The following is a 15,433-nucleotide window of genomic DNA, read 5'->3' as shown; positions in this document are numbered from 1 at the left end:
CGCGAGCATCTGGCCTCGGTGCGCCAGGTCACCGACATGTCTGGCGCCATCGTCGAACAGACTACCTACGCCACCTATGGCGAGAGCCTCAACACCGGCTTCCAGACACAAAAGGGCTACATCGGCGAGCGCTTCGATCCCGAGACCGGACTGCTCTACCTCAATGCCAGATACATGGACCCGGTGCTGGGACGGTTCATCTCACCGGATGACTGGGATCCGACGCTGCCGGGTGTGGGCACCAACCGGTATGCATATGCTCGAAACGATCCGGTAAACAAGAGCGACCCCAATGGACATATGTTCGGTGACTGGTTCTCGAAATCTGAAGATCGAGATGCGACAAACTCTTCAAACGCCGATCATGCAGATGCTGAGGCAAAAAAGGCGAGAGAGGAAGGTGATCCTTACAATCTAGCACCAGATTGGGACGAGTTTTCACGCCAGAGCCGCGAACGTGTTGGCAAGACGACTCCCGAACTGATGGCAATGGACGCCATGTCAGTGCTTGAAAGCGTTGGCTGGGTATCCAGCGCACGAACAATTGCTGCTGCCCCGAGCTTAGTCGCTCCCAAAGCAGTGGAAAGCGTTTGGTCTCTTGGTCCGGCGCCCCGGGGAAAAGCTATTGAGAAGGCGCTTGGGCAAAATTTGCCTGATAGTTACCCGGTCGTCGACAAAATTGCGGGCGGCACTGTCACTAGCATTAAGAGTGTAGACCTCAACGCGAAGACATACCAGAATGCTAATACTCTAGGTCAATTACTGAAAGGATATGTGGACAAGGTCAAAGCGTTCAATGGTGCGACCTACGCTGGCCGGACAATCAACTCGGCACAAATATCTGACCGGGCATTGCAGGTTGCTGTGCCCAATAGCGGTAGTGCGGCGCAGCAGGCAGCTATTAGCGAAGCTATGCGATACGGAGCGTCGCGAGGTGTTAGTGTGAGTGTCTCTACATTTCCATGACAATGTCGGAGGAAAACGGCTTGAAATCTGCAACGGCCTACGAACGGAATGAGACGCTCTTTATCTTTAGTCAGTCGAAGACAACTATGGGATTGTGGATTGAGGAACGACCAACCCTAGTTGTTCAAAAGAATGACGTGGATGAGATAAGGACGGCTGTTTTGAACTGTCTTCATCTATCTAAAGATGGCGTGCCTCATCCTCGACAGGAGGATTGGCCTAAGTTGAACAAAGAGTTCGCCGAATCCCTTGGCGTGAAATCATTCAGCACCTTCGCCAAGACGGCCAAATGCGTTAACATCACTCAAGATGGTGGCATCATAAGGCTTGTTCCTACACAAAACGGCGGAACTAAATTTGGATTTACGCCACTAGAAGATAAAACTCGGATATTGCGCGAGACCGACGACGGCCTAGGTGCGGCAGTAATATTCGCGTTTGATGATTCTAAATGAAGCGTTCTTTCACTTGAACCTTCCTCCATGTTCGCCCCACCATCGTTATGTATAGATTGACTGCATAGCTCACCTTGCCCGCATCATTGTTCTCGAATTACGGTGACAGTGCACTTTTTGCCATGTCCTCCCGACTGTTATTGTGTGTGGATTGACCACATGGCTCGCCTCTGCCGTATCGTCGTTCCTGGCCTGCCGCACCACGTGACGCAATGCGGTAACGGGCGCGCCAGAGTGTTTTTCACGCCCAGAAGACTATTCCCTCTGGTCGAGCATTGCCGCGTCGCCGATGTCGGCATCTGGGCGTGGTGCCTATGCCGAACCATGTACACCTGATCCTGAGGCCAGCCGACCCGGATGGCCCGCGGCGCGCGCGCCAAAGTGCGCTGGATCTGATCGGCCAAGCGTCTTTACCAGGCAGGGCGACGCCGATCGCAACCGTGCCTTCTCGGCTTCCAACCGGTAGAGCCACGCCTGCCACCATCCCTGTGGATAGACCCGAAATAGCCCCATCAATCCAAGCGTCGCACCCCAAGAAGCCCTAGACTGAGCCCCCAGGGGAATCGGGTGGGATGTCGATAAAGCGGTATAGTCGCGTCGTGTTGTGCATGCTGCTGGCGACGGCGGGATGCACCTCCCCGTCCGGCAAGGATTTTTTCACCGAAACCGTCGAGAGCCTGCACGCGAAAAACTCGCCCTTGCGGGCCGGCTATGGCGGCTCCCAGACGCTCACTTCGGCGGCCGGCGAGGCGCAGCGCTTTTCCGGCGCGCAATATCAGGGGTCGGGTCAGTTTGTCTCGTCCGCCGCCCCGGTCACCCAGGTGACCGCCAATGGCGCCGGCCAGTTCGAACTCAATCTGGTCAACGCACCGGTTGCCGAGGCGGCCAAGGCGGTGCTTGGCGATGCGCTGCATCTCAACTACATCGTCGACCCACGCGTGCAGGGCACGGTGACGCTGCAGACCTCGCAGCCGGTGTCGCAGGATGCGCTGGTCGACATCCTGGAATCGGTGCTTGCGGTCAATGCCGCCGGCATCACCAAGCGCGGTGGCACCTACCAGGTCGTGCCGCTCTCCGAGATCATGGCCAGCACGCCGCCGGTCGGTGTGCCGTCGGTCTCGCCATCCGGGCCTGGCGTCAAGGTGCAGGTGCTGCAGCTGCAGTACATCGCGGCCGACGAAATGAAGACTATTCTGGAGCCGATCACCCGCCAGGGCTCGGTGCTCAGGGTCGATCCCACCCGCAACCTGATCACCGTCGCCGGCAACAGCAGCGACCTCGATGCCATCCGCGAAGCGGTTTCGGTGTCGACGTCGACTGGATGCGCGGCATGTCGGTGGCACTTCACCCGTTGAAGACCTCCAAGCCGGAGGCGGTCGCCACGGAACTCGATGCGATCTTCGGCACCAAGGAGGGGCCGGGTGCCAAGCTTATCCAGTTCATCCCCAACGACCGGCTGAATTCGGTGCTGGTCATCACCTCACGCCCAACCTATCTCGCCCGCGCAGCGAGCTGGATCAGTAAGCTCGACAAGCTGGCTGAGACCAATGAAGACCAGCTCTTCGTCTACCAGATCCAGAACCGCCCGGCCAAGGAACTGGCGCAGGTGCTGAGCTCGGTTCTCGGCACCTCGGTCAAGGCCGAGGGCGAAGCGGCCGGCGCGAGTGTATCGCCCGACATGACGCCGATCGCCCTGCAGTCGGACGGCGTCACGCCGGCGCCGCTGACTGGCCCGTCGCCTTCGCTGCCCACGCAGGATGGCGAATCGCCCACCCATGCCAAAGTCGTCGCCGACGTCGAGAACAACGCGCTGCTGATCCAGACGACGGGGCGCGACTATCAGCGCATCCAGCAGATCCTGACCAAGCTCGACGTGCTGCCGACGCAGGTCATGCTGGAGGCGGTGATCGCCGAGGTGACGCTGAACGACGAGCTGAAGTTCGGCCTGCGCTGGTATTTCGAAAACAATGGCATGGAGATTTCGCTCTCCGACGTGGCAAGCGGATTTACGGGCGCTGCGTTCCCCGGATTCGCCTGGAGTTATGCGACCGACAACATCCAGGTGACGCTGAATGCGCTGTCCAGCATCACCGATGTCAATGTCATCTCTGCGCCGACGATCATGGCGCTCAACAATCAGAAGGCCATCCTCCAGGTCGGCGACCAGGTGCCTGTTATCACCCAGCAAGCGGTGGGAACGGGGACCGTCGGTGCGCCGATCGTCAATTCGGTCGAAATGAAGGACACCGGCGTCATTCTCACAGTCACGCCGCGCATCAACAATGCCGGCCGGGTAATGCTCGACATCCAGCAGGAGGTCAGCAATGTGAAGAAGACGACCACCTCCGGCATCGATTCACCCACCATCCAGCAACGCAAGATCCAGACTCGCGTGCTGGTGAACGATGGCGAGAGCCTGGCGCTCGGCGGTCTCATTCAGGAAAACAATAGCGTCGATCGCGGTCAGGTGCCGATCCTCGGCGACATCCCGATCATCGGCAATGCGTTCAAGAACAAGACTGACAGCGTTGGACGGACGGAGCTGATCATCTTCATCCGCCCGCGGGTCGTGCGCGACATCACCGAAGCTCGCGAGGTCACCGAGGAATTCCGCGGCAAGATCAGATTGCAGACGCCGCTCCAGAAACGACGCGGCGGCACCAAGCTGCAGCAGGATCTGAAGAGGCTGGCGTATTGACCATGGCCGCTCACCCCTCTCTGATGCTGGCCGCGACGGTTGCGTTGCTTGCGATCCTGTCGGGTATTTCGATCGCCGATTTCCAGAGGCAGATCATCCCGGACCCGCTCAATCTGGCCCTGGCCGGCGTCGGACTTGCCTACCAGATGGCAACCCAGGCGGACGGCCTTCCGCAGCAAATCCTGTTCGCCGCCATGACGTTTGCCGCTGTCTGGCTCGTCAGGCGCTGCCATTTCGTCATGACCGGCCGCATCGGCCTCGGCCTCGGCGACGTCAAGATGCTGGCCGCCGCCGCATGCTGGGTCAGTCCGCTGCTGCTGCCGGTCCTGCTGTTCATTGCCAGCGCCAGCGCCCTGCTGTTCGTCGGCGGGCGCGTGGTGGCGACCGGGCCGGCAGCCGCGCAGGCGCGCATTCCCTTTGGTCCGTTCATCGCGCTGGGTCTGTGCTGCACCTGGGCGCTGGAGCAATTTGCGGGTTCGAATATAGGGCTGCTTTGATGACCAATCTCCGCTTCATTCAACCGGTTGGAAAGCCGCTTGAAAACCTTGGGCGCGACGACCGCGAGAGTGGCTTTACGCTGGTCGAGCTTTTGGTCGTGCTTGCCATCATCGCGCTGATCGCCACGCTCGCCGCTCCACAAGTTCTGCGATATCTCGGCTCGGCCCGCACCAACGCGGCCAAGGCGCAAATCCGCAACATCGAAAGCGCGCTCGAACTCTATTACGTTGACAATGCGAAATACCCCACCGGCGAAGAGGGCCTCTCCGCTCTGGTCGAGCCCCCTGCCGGCGAAGCGCGCTGGAACGGACCTTATCTCAAGGGCACAACCGGCCTGAAGGATCCGTGGGGAAAACCCTACTCCTACGAAGTGAAGGCCGATGCGAGCGGCGTGGTCATCCGCACCCTGGGGCGCGACGGCAAGCCGGACGGAGCCGGCGAGGACCAGGACATCAGCAACTAACCGGAGTTGACCCATCCGGAAGAGGTGGGACCATCAGTTCGCGCGTTGCGCCGGAACATCCGCCAGGTCGAGGCGGGCAAAACCCTTGGATGAATAGGCCGCGCCATCCCTCACCACCGAGAGCGTGAAGCGCACTGCGGCGGGCAGACGCCGCGGCGCGTTCCAGTTCGCGGACCACGACAAGCGCCGCGCCGAGCTATCGAGATATTCGAACTTTATTGCACTCATGCCGGCGATCAGCGGCACCGGTTTGCCCGCGCTCGATGGGTCGGCTTCACCGCCGCGGCGTATTTTTTGGACAATCGTCAAGGCGTCGCCTCCTATCGAGACCGCGATTTCCCGCAAGGCGGAGGAATTGAAACCGATCGCCTGAATGGCGTTGAATTCGATGCGTGCGCTGTCGCCGGTGAGATAGACCACCCTTTCCGGCGACGACTGCGACAGCGGCAGCGGCTCGGCGCTGCTGATCGCCGTTTCAAGCAACCGCGATGCGGCGTCGACCTCCATCTGCATCTCGGTCGCCTTCTGGATGCGCATCATCGTGCGGGACTGGCCGAGGAACACGATCATCAGCGAAGAAATCACGCCGACCATGGCGAGCCCGACCAGCACGTCGATGAGGACAAAACCCTCGACCGATGCCGGTGACTTGGCAGAGCCGCTCATTTGGGGCCGGCATCCTTCACCGGTACGAAGGTCAGGAACGGCCCGCCGGGCGTCGCCCCGCTGGTTTTCGCGATGACGATGGCTGCAAGTTTCGCCTTCGACACCTCGATCGTGCGGGCCTTCAGCCGCCAGCCGGACTGGGTCAGCTCGCCCGCGGCATTCGTCCCGGCATTGGCTTCGAAATCCGCCAGCACCGCGCGCATCGTCCTGGCGGCTTCGACCTCAGCCCTGGCCGCCGCAATGCTGCGGCTGGCCACCACGATCGACTGGCTGGCGATGCCGAGCACAAGCGCCAGGATCGTCATTGCGACGACCATTTCGAGAATCGAAAAGCCGTCTTCATCGGAAGCGGGCGCCGCCTTGGGGATCATGGCAAATTGCGCCGCGTCGCAAGGCCGGTCAGCCAATTGACCTCGATTCGCGCCGCCTGGCCTTTCCCGTTGAGGTCGATGTCCATGCCCGAGGCACTGCCGTCCGGAAGGAAGGTCAAGGTGGCCTGCCGTCCAGCAAGAACGGTTTCCTGGCCCGTGGTCACGGTCATCTTGAACTCGTCGGGCACGGTGAGCACGGTGCGCTCATCGAAACGAATCGCACCAGCGCGCGGATCGAAGACGATCCGTTTCGGCCCGGCCGTCGCAATCGCCAAAGTGCGCGACAGGCGCAGTCGCATGGTGACCTCGCTGACCACACTCTCCAGGCTCTTTGTTCGATAGCTCTTGGCGATGCCCGGTGCCGCTATAGCCGCGACCATGGCCAGGATCGCCAGCACGACCAGCATTTCGACCAAGGTAAAGCCGGCTGTTGCATCCCTTTCGATGGTCGGCGCGATCGTCATTTCAGCGCCACATCGTTGATGCTGAGGATGGTGGTCATGACGGAAATCACCAGGCTGCCGACGAGGAAGCCGAGTGAAATCGTCAGCGCCGGCGTCAGCAGCTTCAGCACCGTGTCGATCCGGCGCGACAGTGCTGCCTGGCGCATCCGTCCGGCGCGGTCGAGCACCACGGGCAGCGCGTTGGCGTCTTCGCCGAGCGAGATCAGCGACGTGGTCGCATTGTCGAAAATGCCCGACTTGAGGATTGCCGCATGAAGCCGTGCGCCATTGGCGACGTCGTCCTCGATCGAGGCAAAGCTTGCCCGCAACGAGTTCTGCCGGGAAACGTTGCCCGCCAGGCCAAGCGCCTCGGTGATCGCTACGCCATTGCCGAGCAGCAGTGAAAGCGTCTCGAGATCGCGAGCGATCACCGCATCCTTGACCAACGAGCCGAACAGCGGCAGCTTGAGCAGCCAGCGCGAAAGCATGATCTTTGCCCCGGCCGACCGCGAAACGAAGAGGTAGAACAAAAGGCCGATCGTCGCCGCCAACGGAAAGACAAACGGGTAGTCGTTGAAGACCGTTCCGAGTGCCGACAGCATGGTCATGGTGAAGGGTTTTGCCGCCGAAGAGCCTTCGAAGATGGGCTCGAGCGCTGGCACCAGCACGGTCGCCAGAATGATCAGCGCGCCGCTCATCACCACCAGCAGAAAGGCCGGATAGGTCAGCGCCTCGACGATGGCGGTGCGGCGTTTTGCGGTCGTTTCGAACGTCTCGGCCAGGCGCTGGCAGATGAAGGCCATCTTGCCGCTGCGCTCGCCGCTGACGAGCAAGGCGGTGATGTCGGAGGTGATTCCCGGCAGGCTCGCGAACGCCTCAGCGATCGGGCGGCCGCCGGTGGTGAGATCGAGCACCGCCTGCAGCTGCTGCCGCCGCGCCTGGCTGGCCTCGCCCGAAATCACCGCGCTCAAGGCACGGTCGATGGTGAAGCCTGCGTTCAGGAGAACCGAAAGCTCGGAAAAAAGACGGCTGAGATCGACCCGCCGCGTAAAGGTCAGCCCACCGCGCCCCGGCAGCCGAAGCTGCTGCTTTTCTCCTTCCACAAGCGCCAGATGGTATGAGCGGCGCCCTTGCTGCGCCAGTCTGCGGGCAGCGTCCTGCTTGTTCGGCGCATCGAGGACGCCGGTTTCCCGGCTTCCGTCGGCAAGATAGGCGCGATAGGCGAAGGCCGGCATCAGCCACCCCCGTTGAGGTCGATGACGCGCCGGACTTCGTCCATCGTCGTCACCCGCGCCTGCGCCAACGCCGTCGCATGGGCGGCCATCGGAACGAGATCGTCTTCCGCCGCAAGCCTGCCGATCTCCATTTCGCCGGCGCCTTGGTCGATCAGCTCGGCGATACGCGGCGACACCTCGAGCATTTCGTAAGTCACCGTGCGTCCTTTGTAACCGGACCCGTTGCAGGTCCGGCAGGCCGGGTCCGTGCCGTGGCAGGCCGGGCAGACACGGCGAAGTAATCTTTGCGCGATGACACCCCGGATCGTCGCACCCAGCAGATAGCCGTCGACGCCCATATCGCGAAGCCGCGTCAGCGCTCCCGCCGCGCTGTTGGTGTGCAGCGTCGAAAACACCAGATGGCCGGTCAGCGCCGCCTGCACCGCGACCTGCGCGGTCTCGCGGTCGCGGATTTCGCCAAGCAGGATGATGTCGGGATCCTGCCGCAGGATAGAGCGCAGTGCGGCGGCAAAGTCGAGATCGATCGCCGGATTGACTTGCAATTGCGTGATCCCGGCCATGCGGTATTCGACCGGATCCTCGACGGTGAAGATCTTGACGTCCGGCCGCGAGCGTTCGGCGAGGACCGAATAGAGCGTCGTCGTCTTGCCGCTGCCGGTCGGCCCGGTGACCAGGACGATGCCGTTGGCGAACTGCGACATGCTCCTGATCTTGGCCTGCGCCTTCTCGTCGAAACCCAGCTTGTCCAGCTTCAGCTCGCCCCCGGCGCGATCGAGGATGCGCAGCACAATGGTTTCGCCATGGATGGACGGGATGACCGAGACGCGAAGGTCGACATCGCGGCCGCGCACCGCGATCCGCATGCGGCCATCCTGCGGCAGGCGCCGCTCGGCGATGTTGAGCCGCGACAGGATTTTTATGCGGGTCGAGATGCCCGACCAGCATCGCGCTCGATGCCGTGTCGACGGTGGACAGCATGCCGTCATGCCTGAAGCGGATGCGGACATGGTCCTCGAGCGGCTCGATATGGATGTCGGTGGCTCTGGCATCGACCGCCTTGTGGATGGTGTCGGCGACAAAGCGCACGATCGGCGCCTCACGGGCAAAATCCTTCAGCCGTTCGAGGTCGTCGGGGCCGAAATCCAGGATCTCAGCACCGGTGGCCTCGCGCGAAACAGCCGCCAGCGCCGATTGCTCGAGCCGCTCAATGCATTCGACGATCCTGCGCCTCGGCAGGACCCGCAGCACCGGCGTCCGTTCATAGTGGAAGGCCAGCGCATCGATGGTTGCCGACGAGAACGGATCGGCCACCGCTACAACCAGATGCCGTGCGTCCATCTCCAGCGGCAGGATCGCGTTCTCGCGCAGATAGGAGAGCGGAACGCCCGCGACGATCGCGGCATCGATTTCCTCGGGGATGTCGACGGCCGCCGATATGTTCAGAAAGCGGCTCAGGCTGGCGGCGAGTTCCACCTCGCCGATCAGGCCGAGCTCCGTCATCACCGTATCGAAGGGATGCCCCGATGTCCTCGCGGCCCCCAATGCCCGCTGCGCGGCATGGGCGGTCAGCACCTTCCCGTTTTCGAGGAAGGCGAGGAACGCCTCCATTCCCGAACCCTGGGCGGCCGCGTTCATGAGGCAAACTCCCTCAGGGCCTGTGCCGCCTCGGCCCCGAAGAGCGCGTCGCAGTTCGTGGTGAAAGATCGTGCCGGTGCAGGGTCGACGGCGTTCGTGGGGTTCCTTGCAAGACGGCGAAAGCCTGCGACGCTGTCCGGAAACATCTCGATGATGAAGCCGGATCTGCCGACGATCGCCGAGCCGTTCCGCCTCGCGGTCACCTCGACGGTGAATGCCGGAGCAATTGGCGCCACCTGAGTGGTCGCCGCCCCCGTCCCGGGTTCGACAAGGGAGGCGCGAAGCCGACCTGGAGCATGCTCGAGGCTGGTCGTCCCGCGCTTCGAATGGACCGTGAAGACGGCGTAGAGATCCTCCAGTCGCTTCGAGCCCAGCCCCGAAAATTCCTTCAGCTCCGACACCGACTCGAAGGGGGCGCCCTTGCTCTCGAGCGGCCCGACGGAGGATGTCGCAGGATCGCTCTGAGCCGCGAAAGCGCTGGCATTAACCCGGAACCGCAGCGCTGCCTTGGCAAGGTCGCCTGCGGTCCCTCGGTCGAACCCGAGGGACACAAAACCAAGCGCCAGCAGATCGGCATCGGCGGCATTGAGATCGATCAGGCCATTGTGGTCCTGTATCCGCACCTCGAAGGTGAGCTCTCCGGACTGGCAGCCCATCGGCGTCGAATTCATGGCAAGCGTTTCGACCGGGCCATTGGTCAATTCGCTGGAAACCACATTGCTCAGCCCTTCGGCAAGCAGCGACAGCCGTTCCTGCTCGAGCCCATTGCTGGCGATCAGCAGCCTTGTCTTCGCCGTCACTGCGAACGGCACGACGATGGCCGAGACGATGAGCATGAAGACCAGCACGGCGACCAGCGAGAAACCGGCGCGGCCACTTTCGTCTCCATGGTGATTTCCGGTCATTCCGCGGCGCTCGCGGCCGGAGCAGCCTGATTTGGCGGACCCGGCGGATAGAGCAAGATGCGCGTCACCTTGCCGTTCCGCTCAAGCACGGCGCCATCCTTTTCGATCACCGAGACCCTCCAGTCATCGACGGTCTCGTCCTTGCCGTACCAATGCGTCGCATCGCTCCCCGCCTGACGCAGCAGCGCCTTTGCCGCGCCGCCGTGAATGCTGATCCCCAAGAGCGAAGGCGCGGCTGCCGGCGCAACCTCCGGCAGCGATTGCGCGGGCGGCTGCGGGGCAGCGTCGGCAGCCACCTCCGCCGGCGGCGGCGCGACTGGCTCGGGCACGAATTTCCGCCGGCTCGGGCTGAACAGCGGCCGGGCGAAGGTCTCGCTGAAATCGCCGGCATTGGAAAGCTGGAGCGATCCGGAGACACCCGTCGCCACCGCGCCATCGCGCGCCTTGGCCGAAGCGATCGGCGCGAGATTGACCGGCCGGTTGTACAAAGACGCGTTGACGGCACAGAGGCCCGCGATCCCACCCGCAATCGCAAGAGCCGCGAACCGCCCGCTCATGGCTTCGCCGCTCCGGAAACGGGCGCCGGTTTCGCCTGCAGCGGGCCGTAGAACAGGATCTCGGCGAACAGCTCCGGGTCGCCCTTGCGGCCTGCGGCCGGCCCGGTATCGGTCGTGCGCAAGGTCGCCTCATGGATGAACAGCACCGGCAGCGAGGTTTCGATGGTGAGAATGGCGTTGTGGATGTTTTCCAGAGGCCCCGAAAGGTTTGCCCTGAGCCCGATATAGTCGACGCCGGCTTCGCTGAGCGCCGGCGCGTTGCCGGCCGACAGCACCGTCACCCTGTTCGTAGCTGCGATCGCATTCAGCCGTGTCTGCAGGCCGCCACGAATGACGGCTTCGCTCTCCCCGGTCAGGAATTCCGGAGTGACGGTCGCCGCCGGATTGGATGCCGCCGCATTGTCCAGGCGTTTGGCGAGCTCCGCCACGCTGCGCAGCTGGCCCAGCACCTCGCGCTTTTCCATGATCCCGGCCTTGGCCGAGGCAATGCTGTCCAGCAACCGGAACACCACCCAGCCGGCGATGCAAGCCGCCGAAACCGCCATGGCAAGCGCAATCAGCCGGCGGACCATCGGGCGCGTGTTGAGGATGGCGGAGAGCATCGTCAGAACGCTCCGATCTTGGCGGTGATGGTGAAGTGCTCGCCATCCTGGCCCGGAACCTTGACCACGGGCGCCGCGAATTCGGGCGCCGAAAACAGCGGCGATGCGTCGAGTGGCTGAATCAGTTCGGCCGCCGACGGCGAAAAGCCGGTGATCGTCAGGTCGTCGCCCTTGGCCGACAGGTCGGTCAGCCAGGCCGTATCGGGAAGCAGATGCGTCAGCTCCGCCCAGACGCGCACCAGCGAGGCGGCGGTCTTCTTCTCCTCGCGGATCTTCTCCACCTGCTCGATGCCGGTCTGGCGCCTCTGTAGCGAAGCGCGCGCCGCCTTGGCCACGATCTGGGCATCGGCAATCCGCTCATCCAGCTCAGCACTGGCCTCCCAGTAACGCCATTGCGCATGGCCATAGGTGAAAACTACGGCGGCAGCCAGCACCGAGCCTGCGGCGATCCAGGCTATCCTTCTGCGCCGGTCGCGCGCCGTCAGCGGCCAGATAGTGGCCAGGCTGAGATCGTCCGCGAGCCGGGCGCGGTTCGCATCGGCGAGAGCCAGGCTGCCGACCGTTCCGCCGGCGCGACGGATCGCTTCGAGCGCGGCGGCAAGCGTCTTGGTCTTGACGACATGGTAGGAGCAAGCCTGCTCCGGGTGCTCGGTAAAGACGACATGCACCTGCGCCGGGTCGAGCGGCGTCGAGGCCAACAGGTCGAGCTCCGCCATGGTGCGCGCCTGCCGGAGCGGCAGGCGCCGCGACGCCAGTTGTCGGGTCAGGAACAGACCGGGCTGGACCAGAATGTCGAAGCGCGGCCGCTTCCTGCGCTGTCCGCACTGTATCAGTGCCGAGATTTCATCCACGGTTGCGTCGAGTGGCAAAGGAATCGACTGGAATTCCGGCGCATCGGCCTCGCGCATACGGATGCCGTCATCGGCAATGTTGACGATCCAATCGCTGGTGGACGGTTGTTTTTGCCTGGAAAGAACCTGCGCAAAAACCCCTCGCAGCTCATCGAGCCACCAGTCGAAAAAATCCAGGAATTGCGCGTTGAGTGCCACAACCAGCCGCCCGCCACCCGGCTGATTCTCGGCCGAGGTCTTCAGATTGAGATTACAGTTGCTGGTGTGACGGGGATATCAGCGAGGGCGCTGGGGGCGGATTAGCCACAGGTTTGTTGATTGGTTGGAGCTTGCACGGTTCGGCACCAGGCACCGCGCCTAGATGCCGACATCGGCGAACCGGCAATGCTCGACTAGGAGGCTCTTGTAGAGCGCATAGTCTTCGGGCGTGAAAAACACCTTGGCGCGCTGTTACCGGCTATGTGCTGCGGCAGACCGGGGACGACCATGCGGGCAAGGCGAGCCATGCAGTCAATCCACACGTAAAAGCCGGCCGAACATGGGAAAAGTGCACTGCCACCGTAGTTCAAAAGTCCACTGTCTCCTCAATTCTATTCATCCGGTAGTTTTTCTGGTTCCAAGCGCCCCCCTTTTAAGGACCCATACGCTGTCTGCCGTGGTAGAACTATCAACCCATTCTTGCCAGTGGCGACTGAGCCACGCTGGCGAAATAGCCCCCTTACCTGGCAGTTTCGCTTCCATAGGGAATATCACAAGTATATTTCCTGCGTCATAGCCGCATTCGCGAATAAGCCCTAAGCCTGATCCTTCAAGTGCCGAGAAAAGCATGTAATACAAGATTTCTTCACGCGGAACTATTCTTCTAAATCGAAATAGCGTGCCTCGGAAGAGAGGGCCTTCGCCTTGCATTGAGTTTAATTTTACCCAATTCATTTCTATATGTCCAAATCGTGTTTGCCTGATGGGTCTCTTGGTGCTGTTTGGTTTAAGTCTTTATCAAATTCTCCTAGATTTCCTCCACGCTTGTCTGTTTTCTCATATCTTCCTTTTTTTCTGTATCAACGGACCAATAATTTCCAACTCGGTCCTTATAGACGTCCCTTTTATTCTTTTTGGACGCATCGTTGTCCTTTGTCCAACCCCGATCTTGAGCCGCATCGCGAAGCGTGCTCTTGACCGTCGCCACGCGCTCATTTGCGTTCATGAACTTTATCGACCGCTCGAAATAAGCTGTTGTGGCTCGGACCTCATCTTTTGCCTGTTGCTCGGCCTGCGTTTGCGGAACGCCACGAGTTGTCAACGCTATCGTTCGATTGGTTATTTCACGCTGTTGCTCGGGAGTAAATTCTTCCCTCCTGCTGCTAGAGGTTGCACCGAACAACATCAGTCCTAGCCCAACGCCGATTGCGAGGCCGAGACCTCCCAACTTGTCATCGTCTAAAGTCGGGTCGATCCTCATTATCATGCGGTTATCTACGAAGGGCCTTCGGTCGATCATGTCATCGATCCCGTCGCCGTCGGCGTCGCCGTAGTGGCCCTCGCCATAAAGGTGGCCGTTTGGATCACTCCTATTGACGGGATCATTCTGACCGTAGGCATAGCGGTTCGTGCCGACGCCCTGCATGGTCGGATCCCAATCATCAGGTGAGATGAAGCGCACTGTTTCGACATCAGAGCGCGCTCTTTGGTGCCGTAGATGCGGCCCAAACGCCGCCGACGCAAAGGCACTGACTGTGCCGGAGATCATCATCGAAATGGCGAGCAACACAGCCAATATGCGCTGCAGAATTCTGACCCCCGTCGACATCATAAATTCCCCCACCTCGTCCAAATCCTCTATCTGTCTAGTTCAACGTCGGCTCGCGCCAGCCGAGCGTCTCGGCCTTAGCAAAAGCTTGCTTGTTGGCCTGGTAGAGGCCATTCGCATAAGCCACCTTGTTGGCCGGAATGTCGCTCTGCTTCGGATATTTCTTGATGATCTCGGCATCGAGCAGCCGGTAGTAGGCCGTGCCCTTTTTCACCAGCGTGTAGGCGTTGGCCGGATAGGCATCGATCAGCACATCGGCGACCGCGATCGCCTCCTCAAAGCGGCCGGTCTCCAGCCGACGATCGAGAATTGGCGTTGCCAGCACGGACAGCGCTTCCCGGCGCGACAGCGTCTTGAGATAGACGCCGTTGGCGATCGCCTCGTCGGTCATCGGCAGCTTCTCGCGATACCAGATGTCGCGCGTGAAGCCGGCGCCGCTGGTCGTTTCGAGATTCCAAACCTTGCCCGTCGCATCGTCGGTGAACTTTACGAACACATGCAGCGGCGCCGTTGACAGCGTCACGTTGAGGCCGAGCCGTTGTCCCAAAATGACGAACAGCGCCGGCATCGAGACGCAATTGCCTTTCCGGGTAGCGAGGTAGTTGCTCAGCGACTGCGAGCCGGGCTTCTGTCCATCGGGATCAGACAGATCGTATTCGAATGGCCGCCCATTGTTCCACCAGCCGCCCTCGTAGAGGAAGGTGCGCAGCGCCTTCATCTTCTCCATGCTGGTCGCGGCGGCATCGGGCGGCAACGAGGCGAGCATCTTCTGGACGGTGCCCACCATCCTGTCGATCTCGGCTTGCGCGCCGACATCGTCGATGGTCGGATCGTCGAACTTATCGACCGCCAGCTTCGCCCGACCGAAATCCATCTCGCCTTCCGGCGCATTGATCAGCGCGCGGACGAAGGCTGCTGGGTTCGATGTGCTGACGTCCTCGGCTGCTACGGAATGGAGTCCAATCAGCAGCAATAGACCTGCCACAATCGCTGACCAGATCGTCGGCGCAAATGCAATCTTCCCGGTTCGGGAGGCGGCGCTCATGGAGCGCGCGCCTTCACCTCGCCCTGATCCGCCGGCACATACCGCCCGAGCACTGGGTCCATGTACCGTGCGTTAAGGTAGAGGAGCCCGGTCTCGGGATCGAAGCGCTCGCCGATGTAGCCCTTTTGTGTCTGGAAGCCGGTGTTGAGGCTCTCGCCATAGGTGGCGTAGGTAGTCTGTTCGACGATGGCGCCAGACATGTCGGTGACCTGGCGCACCGAGGCCAGATGCTCGCG

General features: G+C 61.7%; 20 protein-coding genes and 1 pseudogene. 8 read left to right on the top strand and 13 right to left on the bottom strand.

Annotated features, from left to right (window positions below; genetic code table 11):
* The 6 genes from AC04SI_RS32045 to gspG form a co-directional block, all read left to right on the top strand.
* The coding region (locus AC04SI_RS32045; RefSeq protein WP_488475619.1) for an endonuclease toxin domain-containing protein at positions 1 to 966 on the top strand (966 nt) is incomplete at its 5' end.
* Between the two features lie 20 nt (positions 967 to 986).
* Entirely contained in the window at positions 987 to 1,421 is a 435-nt protein-coding gene (locus AC04SI_RS32040; protein ID WP_404284936.1) for a contact-dependent growth inhibition system immunity protein, read from the top strand.
* A gap of 572 nt (positions 1,422 to 1,993) precedes the next feature.
* A complete protein-coding gene (locus tag AC04SI_RS32035; RefSeq protein WP_488475618.1) occupies positions 1,994 to 2,776 on the top strand; it encodes a secretin N-terminal domain-containing protein in 783 nt (260 codons plus the stop codon).
* Entirely contained in the window at positions 2,752 to 4,119 is a 1,368-nt protein-coding gene (locus AC04SI_RS32030) for a secretin N-terminal domain-containing protein (RefSeq protein ID WP_488475617.1), read from the top strand. Before AC04SI_RS32035 ends, AC04SI_RS32030 begins: the two co-directional genes overlap by 25 nt.
* A gap of 2 nt (positions 4,120 to 4,121) precedes the next feature.
* Positions 4,122 to 4,616: a prepilin peptidase gene (locus tag AC04SI_RS32025; protein WP_488475616.1), complete on the top strand. Its 495-nt coding sequence runs from the start codon at positions 4,122 to 4,124 to the stop codon at positions 4,614 to 4,616.
* The gene (gene gspG / locus AC04SI_RS32020; protein ID WP_404284930.1) at positions 4,616 to 5,080 is read left to right on the top strand and encodes a type II secretion system major pseudopilin GspG; all 465 of its coding nucleotides are present in this window, start codon (positions 4,616 to 4,618) and stop codon (positions 5,078 to 5,080) included. The genes AC04SI_RS32025 and gspG overlap by 1 nt, the downstream gene beginning before the upstream one ends.
* Before the next feature lie 33 nt (positions 5,081 to 5,113).
* Here the strand turns inward: gspG and AC04SI_RS32015 are convergent, their stop codons facing one another.
* From AC04SI_RS32015 to AC04SI_RS31990, 6 genes and pseudogenes are all read right to left on the bottom strand, one after another.
* Positions 5,114 to 5,674, bottom strand: a complete 561-nt coding sequence (locus AC04SI_RS32015) for a hypothetical protein (RefSeq protein WP_404284928.1) — start codon at positions 5,672 to 5,674, stop codon at positions 5,114 to 5,116.
* Positions 5,675 to 5,742: 68 nt separating this feature from the next.
* On the bottom strand, positions 5,743 to 6,117 hold the full coding sequence (locus AC04SI_RS32010; RefSeq protein WP_488475615.1) for a PulJ/GspJ family protein: 375 nt from the start codon (positions 6,115 to 6,117) through the stop codon (positions 5,743 to 5,745).
* Positions 6,114 to 6,581 (bottom strand): prepilin-type N-terminal cleavage/methylation domain-containing protein, encoded by a 468-nt coding sequence (locus AC04SI_RS32005; protein WP_488475614.1) that lies wholly within the window; start codon positions 6,579 to 6,581, stop codon positions 6,114 to 6,116. Before AC04SI_RS32005 ends, AC04SI_RS32010 begins: the two co-directional genes overlap by 4 nt.
* Positions 6,578 to 7,795 carry a type II secretion system F family protein gene (locus tag AC04SI_RS32000; protein WP_488475620.1) on the bottom strand — a complete coding sequence of 406 codons (1,218 nt, stop codon included), beginning with the start codon at positions 7,793 to 7,795 and terminating at the stop codon, positions 6,578 to 6,580. The genes AC04SI_RS32005 and AC04SI_RS32000 overlap by 4 nt, the downstream gene beginning before the upstream one ends.
* Positions 7,795 to 8,802 (bottom strand): GspE/PulE family protein, encoded by a 1,008-nt coding sequence (locus tag AC04SI_RS31995; protein WP_488475613.1) that lies wholly within the window; start codon positions 8,800 to 8,802, stop codon positions 7,795 to 7,797. Before AC04SI_RS31995 ends, AC04SI_RS32000 begins: the two co-directional genes overlap by 1 nt.
* Positions 8,803 to 8,812: 10 nt before the next feature.
* Positions 8,813 to 9,295: pseudogene (locus AC04SI_RS31990) on the bottom strand (GspE/PulE/PilB domain-containing protein); the annotation flags it as partial.
* 461 nt (positions 9,296 to 9,756) lie between these two features.
* Here AC04SI_RS31990 and AC04SI_RS31985 point away from each other — a divergent pair.
* Positions 9,757 to 10,365 carry a hypothetical protein gene (locus AC04SI_RS31985; protein WP_488475612.1) on the top strand — a complete coding sequence of 203 codons (609 nt, stop codon included), beginning with the start codon at positions 9,757 to 9,759 and terminating at the stop codon, positions 10,363 to 10,365.
* On the opposite strand, the gene AC04SI_RS31980 is transcribed toward AC04SI_RS31985, so the two are convergent.
* Genes AC04SI_RS31980 through AC04SI_RS31970 form a run of 3 tightly spaced genes read right to left on the bottom strand, consistent with a single transcriptional unit; the run spans position 10,332 to position 12,210 of the window.
* Positions 10,332 to 10,892, bottom strand: a complete 561-nt coding sequence (locus AC04SI_RS31980) for a hypothetical protein (RefSeq protein ID WP_404284919.1) — start codon at positions 10,890 to 10,892, stop codon at positions 10,332 to 10,334. The genes AC04SI_RS31985 and AC04SI_RS31980 overlap by 34 nt on opposite strands.
* Positions 10,889 to 11,494: a type II secretion system protein GspM gene (gspM, locus tag AC04SI_RS31975; RefSeq protein ID WP_488475611.1), complete on the bottom strand. Its 606-nt coding sequence runs from the start codon at positions 11,492 to 11,494 to the stop codon at positions 10,889 to 10,891. Before gspM ends, AC04SI_RS31980 begins: the two co-directional genes overlap by 4 nt.
* Before the next feature lie 2 nt (positions 11,495 to 11,496).
* The gene (locus AC04SI_RS31970; RefSeq protein ID WP_404284915.1) at positions 11,497 to 12,210 is read right to left on the bottom strand and encodes a PilN domain-containing protein; all 714 of its coding nucleotides are present in this window, start codon (positions 12,208 to 12,210) and stop codon (positions 11,497 to 11,499) included.
* A gap of 39 nt (positions 12,211 to 12,249) precedes the next feature.
* Here AC04SI_RS31970 and AC04SI_RS31965 point away from each other — a divergent pair, with 39 nt between their 5' ends.
* A complete protein-coding gene (locus tag AC04SI_RS31965; RefSeq protein ID WP_404284914.1) occupies positions 12,250 to 12,648 on the top strand; it encodes a hypothetical protein in 399 nt (132 codons plus the stop codon).
* Positions 12,649 to 12,939: 291 nt separating this feature from the next.
* On the opposite strand, the gene imm45 is transcribed toward AC04SI_RS31965, so the two are convergent.
* From imm45 to AC04SI_RS31945, 4 genes are all read right to left on the bottom strand, one after another.
* A complete protein-coding gene (gene imm45, locus AC04SI_RS31960) occupies positions 12,940 to 13,254 on the bottom strand; it encodes an Imm45 family immunity protein (RefSeq protein ID WP_404284944.1) in 315 nt (104 codons plus the stop codon).
* Between the two features lie 97 nt (positions 13,255 to 13,351).
* Positions 13,352 to 14,152 (bottom strand): RHS repeat-associated core domain-containing protein, encoded by an 801-nt coding sequence (locus tag AC04SI_RS31955; RefSeq protein WP_488475610.1) that lies wholly within the window; start codon positions 14,150 to 14,152, stop codon positions 13,352 to 13,354.
* Positions 14,153 to 14,189: 37 nt separating this feature from the next.
* Complete coding sequence (locus AC04SI_RS31950; protein WP_404284912.1) at positions 14,190 to 15,125, bottom strand: transglutaminase family protein; 936 nt, start codon at positions 15,123 to 15,125, stop codon at positions 14,190 to 14,192.
* Positions 15,126 to 15,193: 68 nt separating this feature from the next.
* Positions 15,194 to 15,433 (bottom strand): RHS repeat-associated core domain-containing protein (locus AC04SI_RS31945; RefSeq protein WP_488475609.1); only part of this gene is annotated, 240 nt, incomplete at its 5' end.

The organism is Mesorhizobium sp. CNPSo 4689, assembly GCF_057784325.1.
Note: the sequence above shows the minus strand (reverse complement) of the source record. Positions and strands in the feature narration are given on the sequence as shown.

Coding starts and splice junctions, on each gene's coding strand:
- AC04SI_RS32035 (WP_488475618.1), top strand. CDS start 1,994: ATGTCGATAAAGCGGTATAGTCGCGTCGTGTTGTGCATGCTGCTGGCG.
- AC04SI_RS32030 (WP_488475617.1), top strand. CDS start 2,752: ATGTCGGTGGCACTTCACCCGTTGAAGACCTCCAAGCCGGAGGCGGTC.
- AC04SI_RS32025 (WP_488475616.1), top strand. CDS start 4,122: ATGGCCGCTCACCCCTCTCTGATGCTGGCCGCGACGGTTGCGTTGCTT.
- gspG (WP_404284930.1), top strand. CDS start 4,616: ATGACCAATCTCCGCTTCATTCAACCGGTTGGAAAGCCGCTTGAAAAC.
- AC04SI_RS32015 (WP_404284928.1), bottom strand. CDS start 5,674: ATGGTCGGCGTGATTTCTTCGCTGATGATCGTGTTCCTCGGCCAGTCC.
- AC04SI_RS32010 (WP_488475615.1), bottom strand. CDS start 6,117: ATGATCCCCAAGGCGGCGCCCGCTTCCGATGAAGACGGCTTTTCGATT.
- AC04SI_RS32005 (WP_488475614.1), bottom strand. CDS start 6,581: ATGACGATCGCGCCGACCATCGAAAGGGATGCAACAGCCGGCTTTACC.
- AC04SI_RS32000 (WP_488475620.1), bottom strand. CDS start 7,795: ATGCCGGCCTTCGCCTATCGCGCCTATCTTGCCGACGGAAGCCGGGAA.
- AC04SI_RS31995 (WP_488475613.1), bottom strand. CDS start 8,802: ATGTCCGCATCCGCTTCAGGCATGACGGCATGCTGTCCACCGTCGACA.
- AC04SI_RS31985 (WP_488475612.1), top strand. CDS start 9,757: ATGGACCGTGAAGACGGCGTAGAGATCCTCCAGTCGCTTCGAGCCCAG.
- AC04SI_RS31980 (WP_404284919.1), bottom strand. CDS start 10,892: ATGAGCGGGCGGTTCGCGGCTCTTGCGATTGCGGGTGGGATCGCGGGC.
- gspM (WP_488475611.1), bottom strand. CDS start 11,494: ATGCTCTCCGCCATCCTCAACACGCGCCCGATGGTCCGCCGGCTGATT.
- AC04SI_RS31970 (WP_404284915.1), bottom strand. CDS start 12,210: ATGGCGGAGCTCGACCTGTTGGCCTCGACGCCGCTCGACCCGGCGCAG.
- imm45 (WP_404284944.1), bottom strand. CDS start 13,254: ATGCAAGGCGAAGGCCCTCTCTTCCGAGGCACGCTATTTCGATTTAGA.
- AC04SI_RS31955 (WP_488475610.1), bottom strand. CDS start 14,152: ATGTCGACGGGGGTCAGAATTCTGCAGCGCATATTGGCTGTGTTGCTC.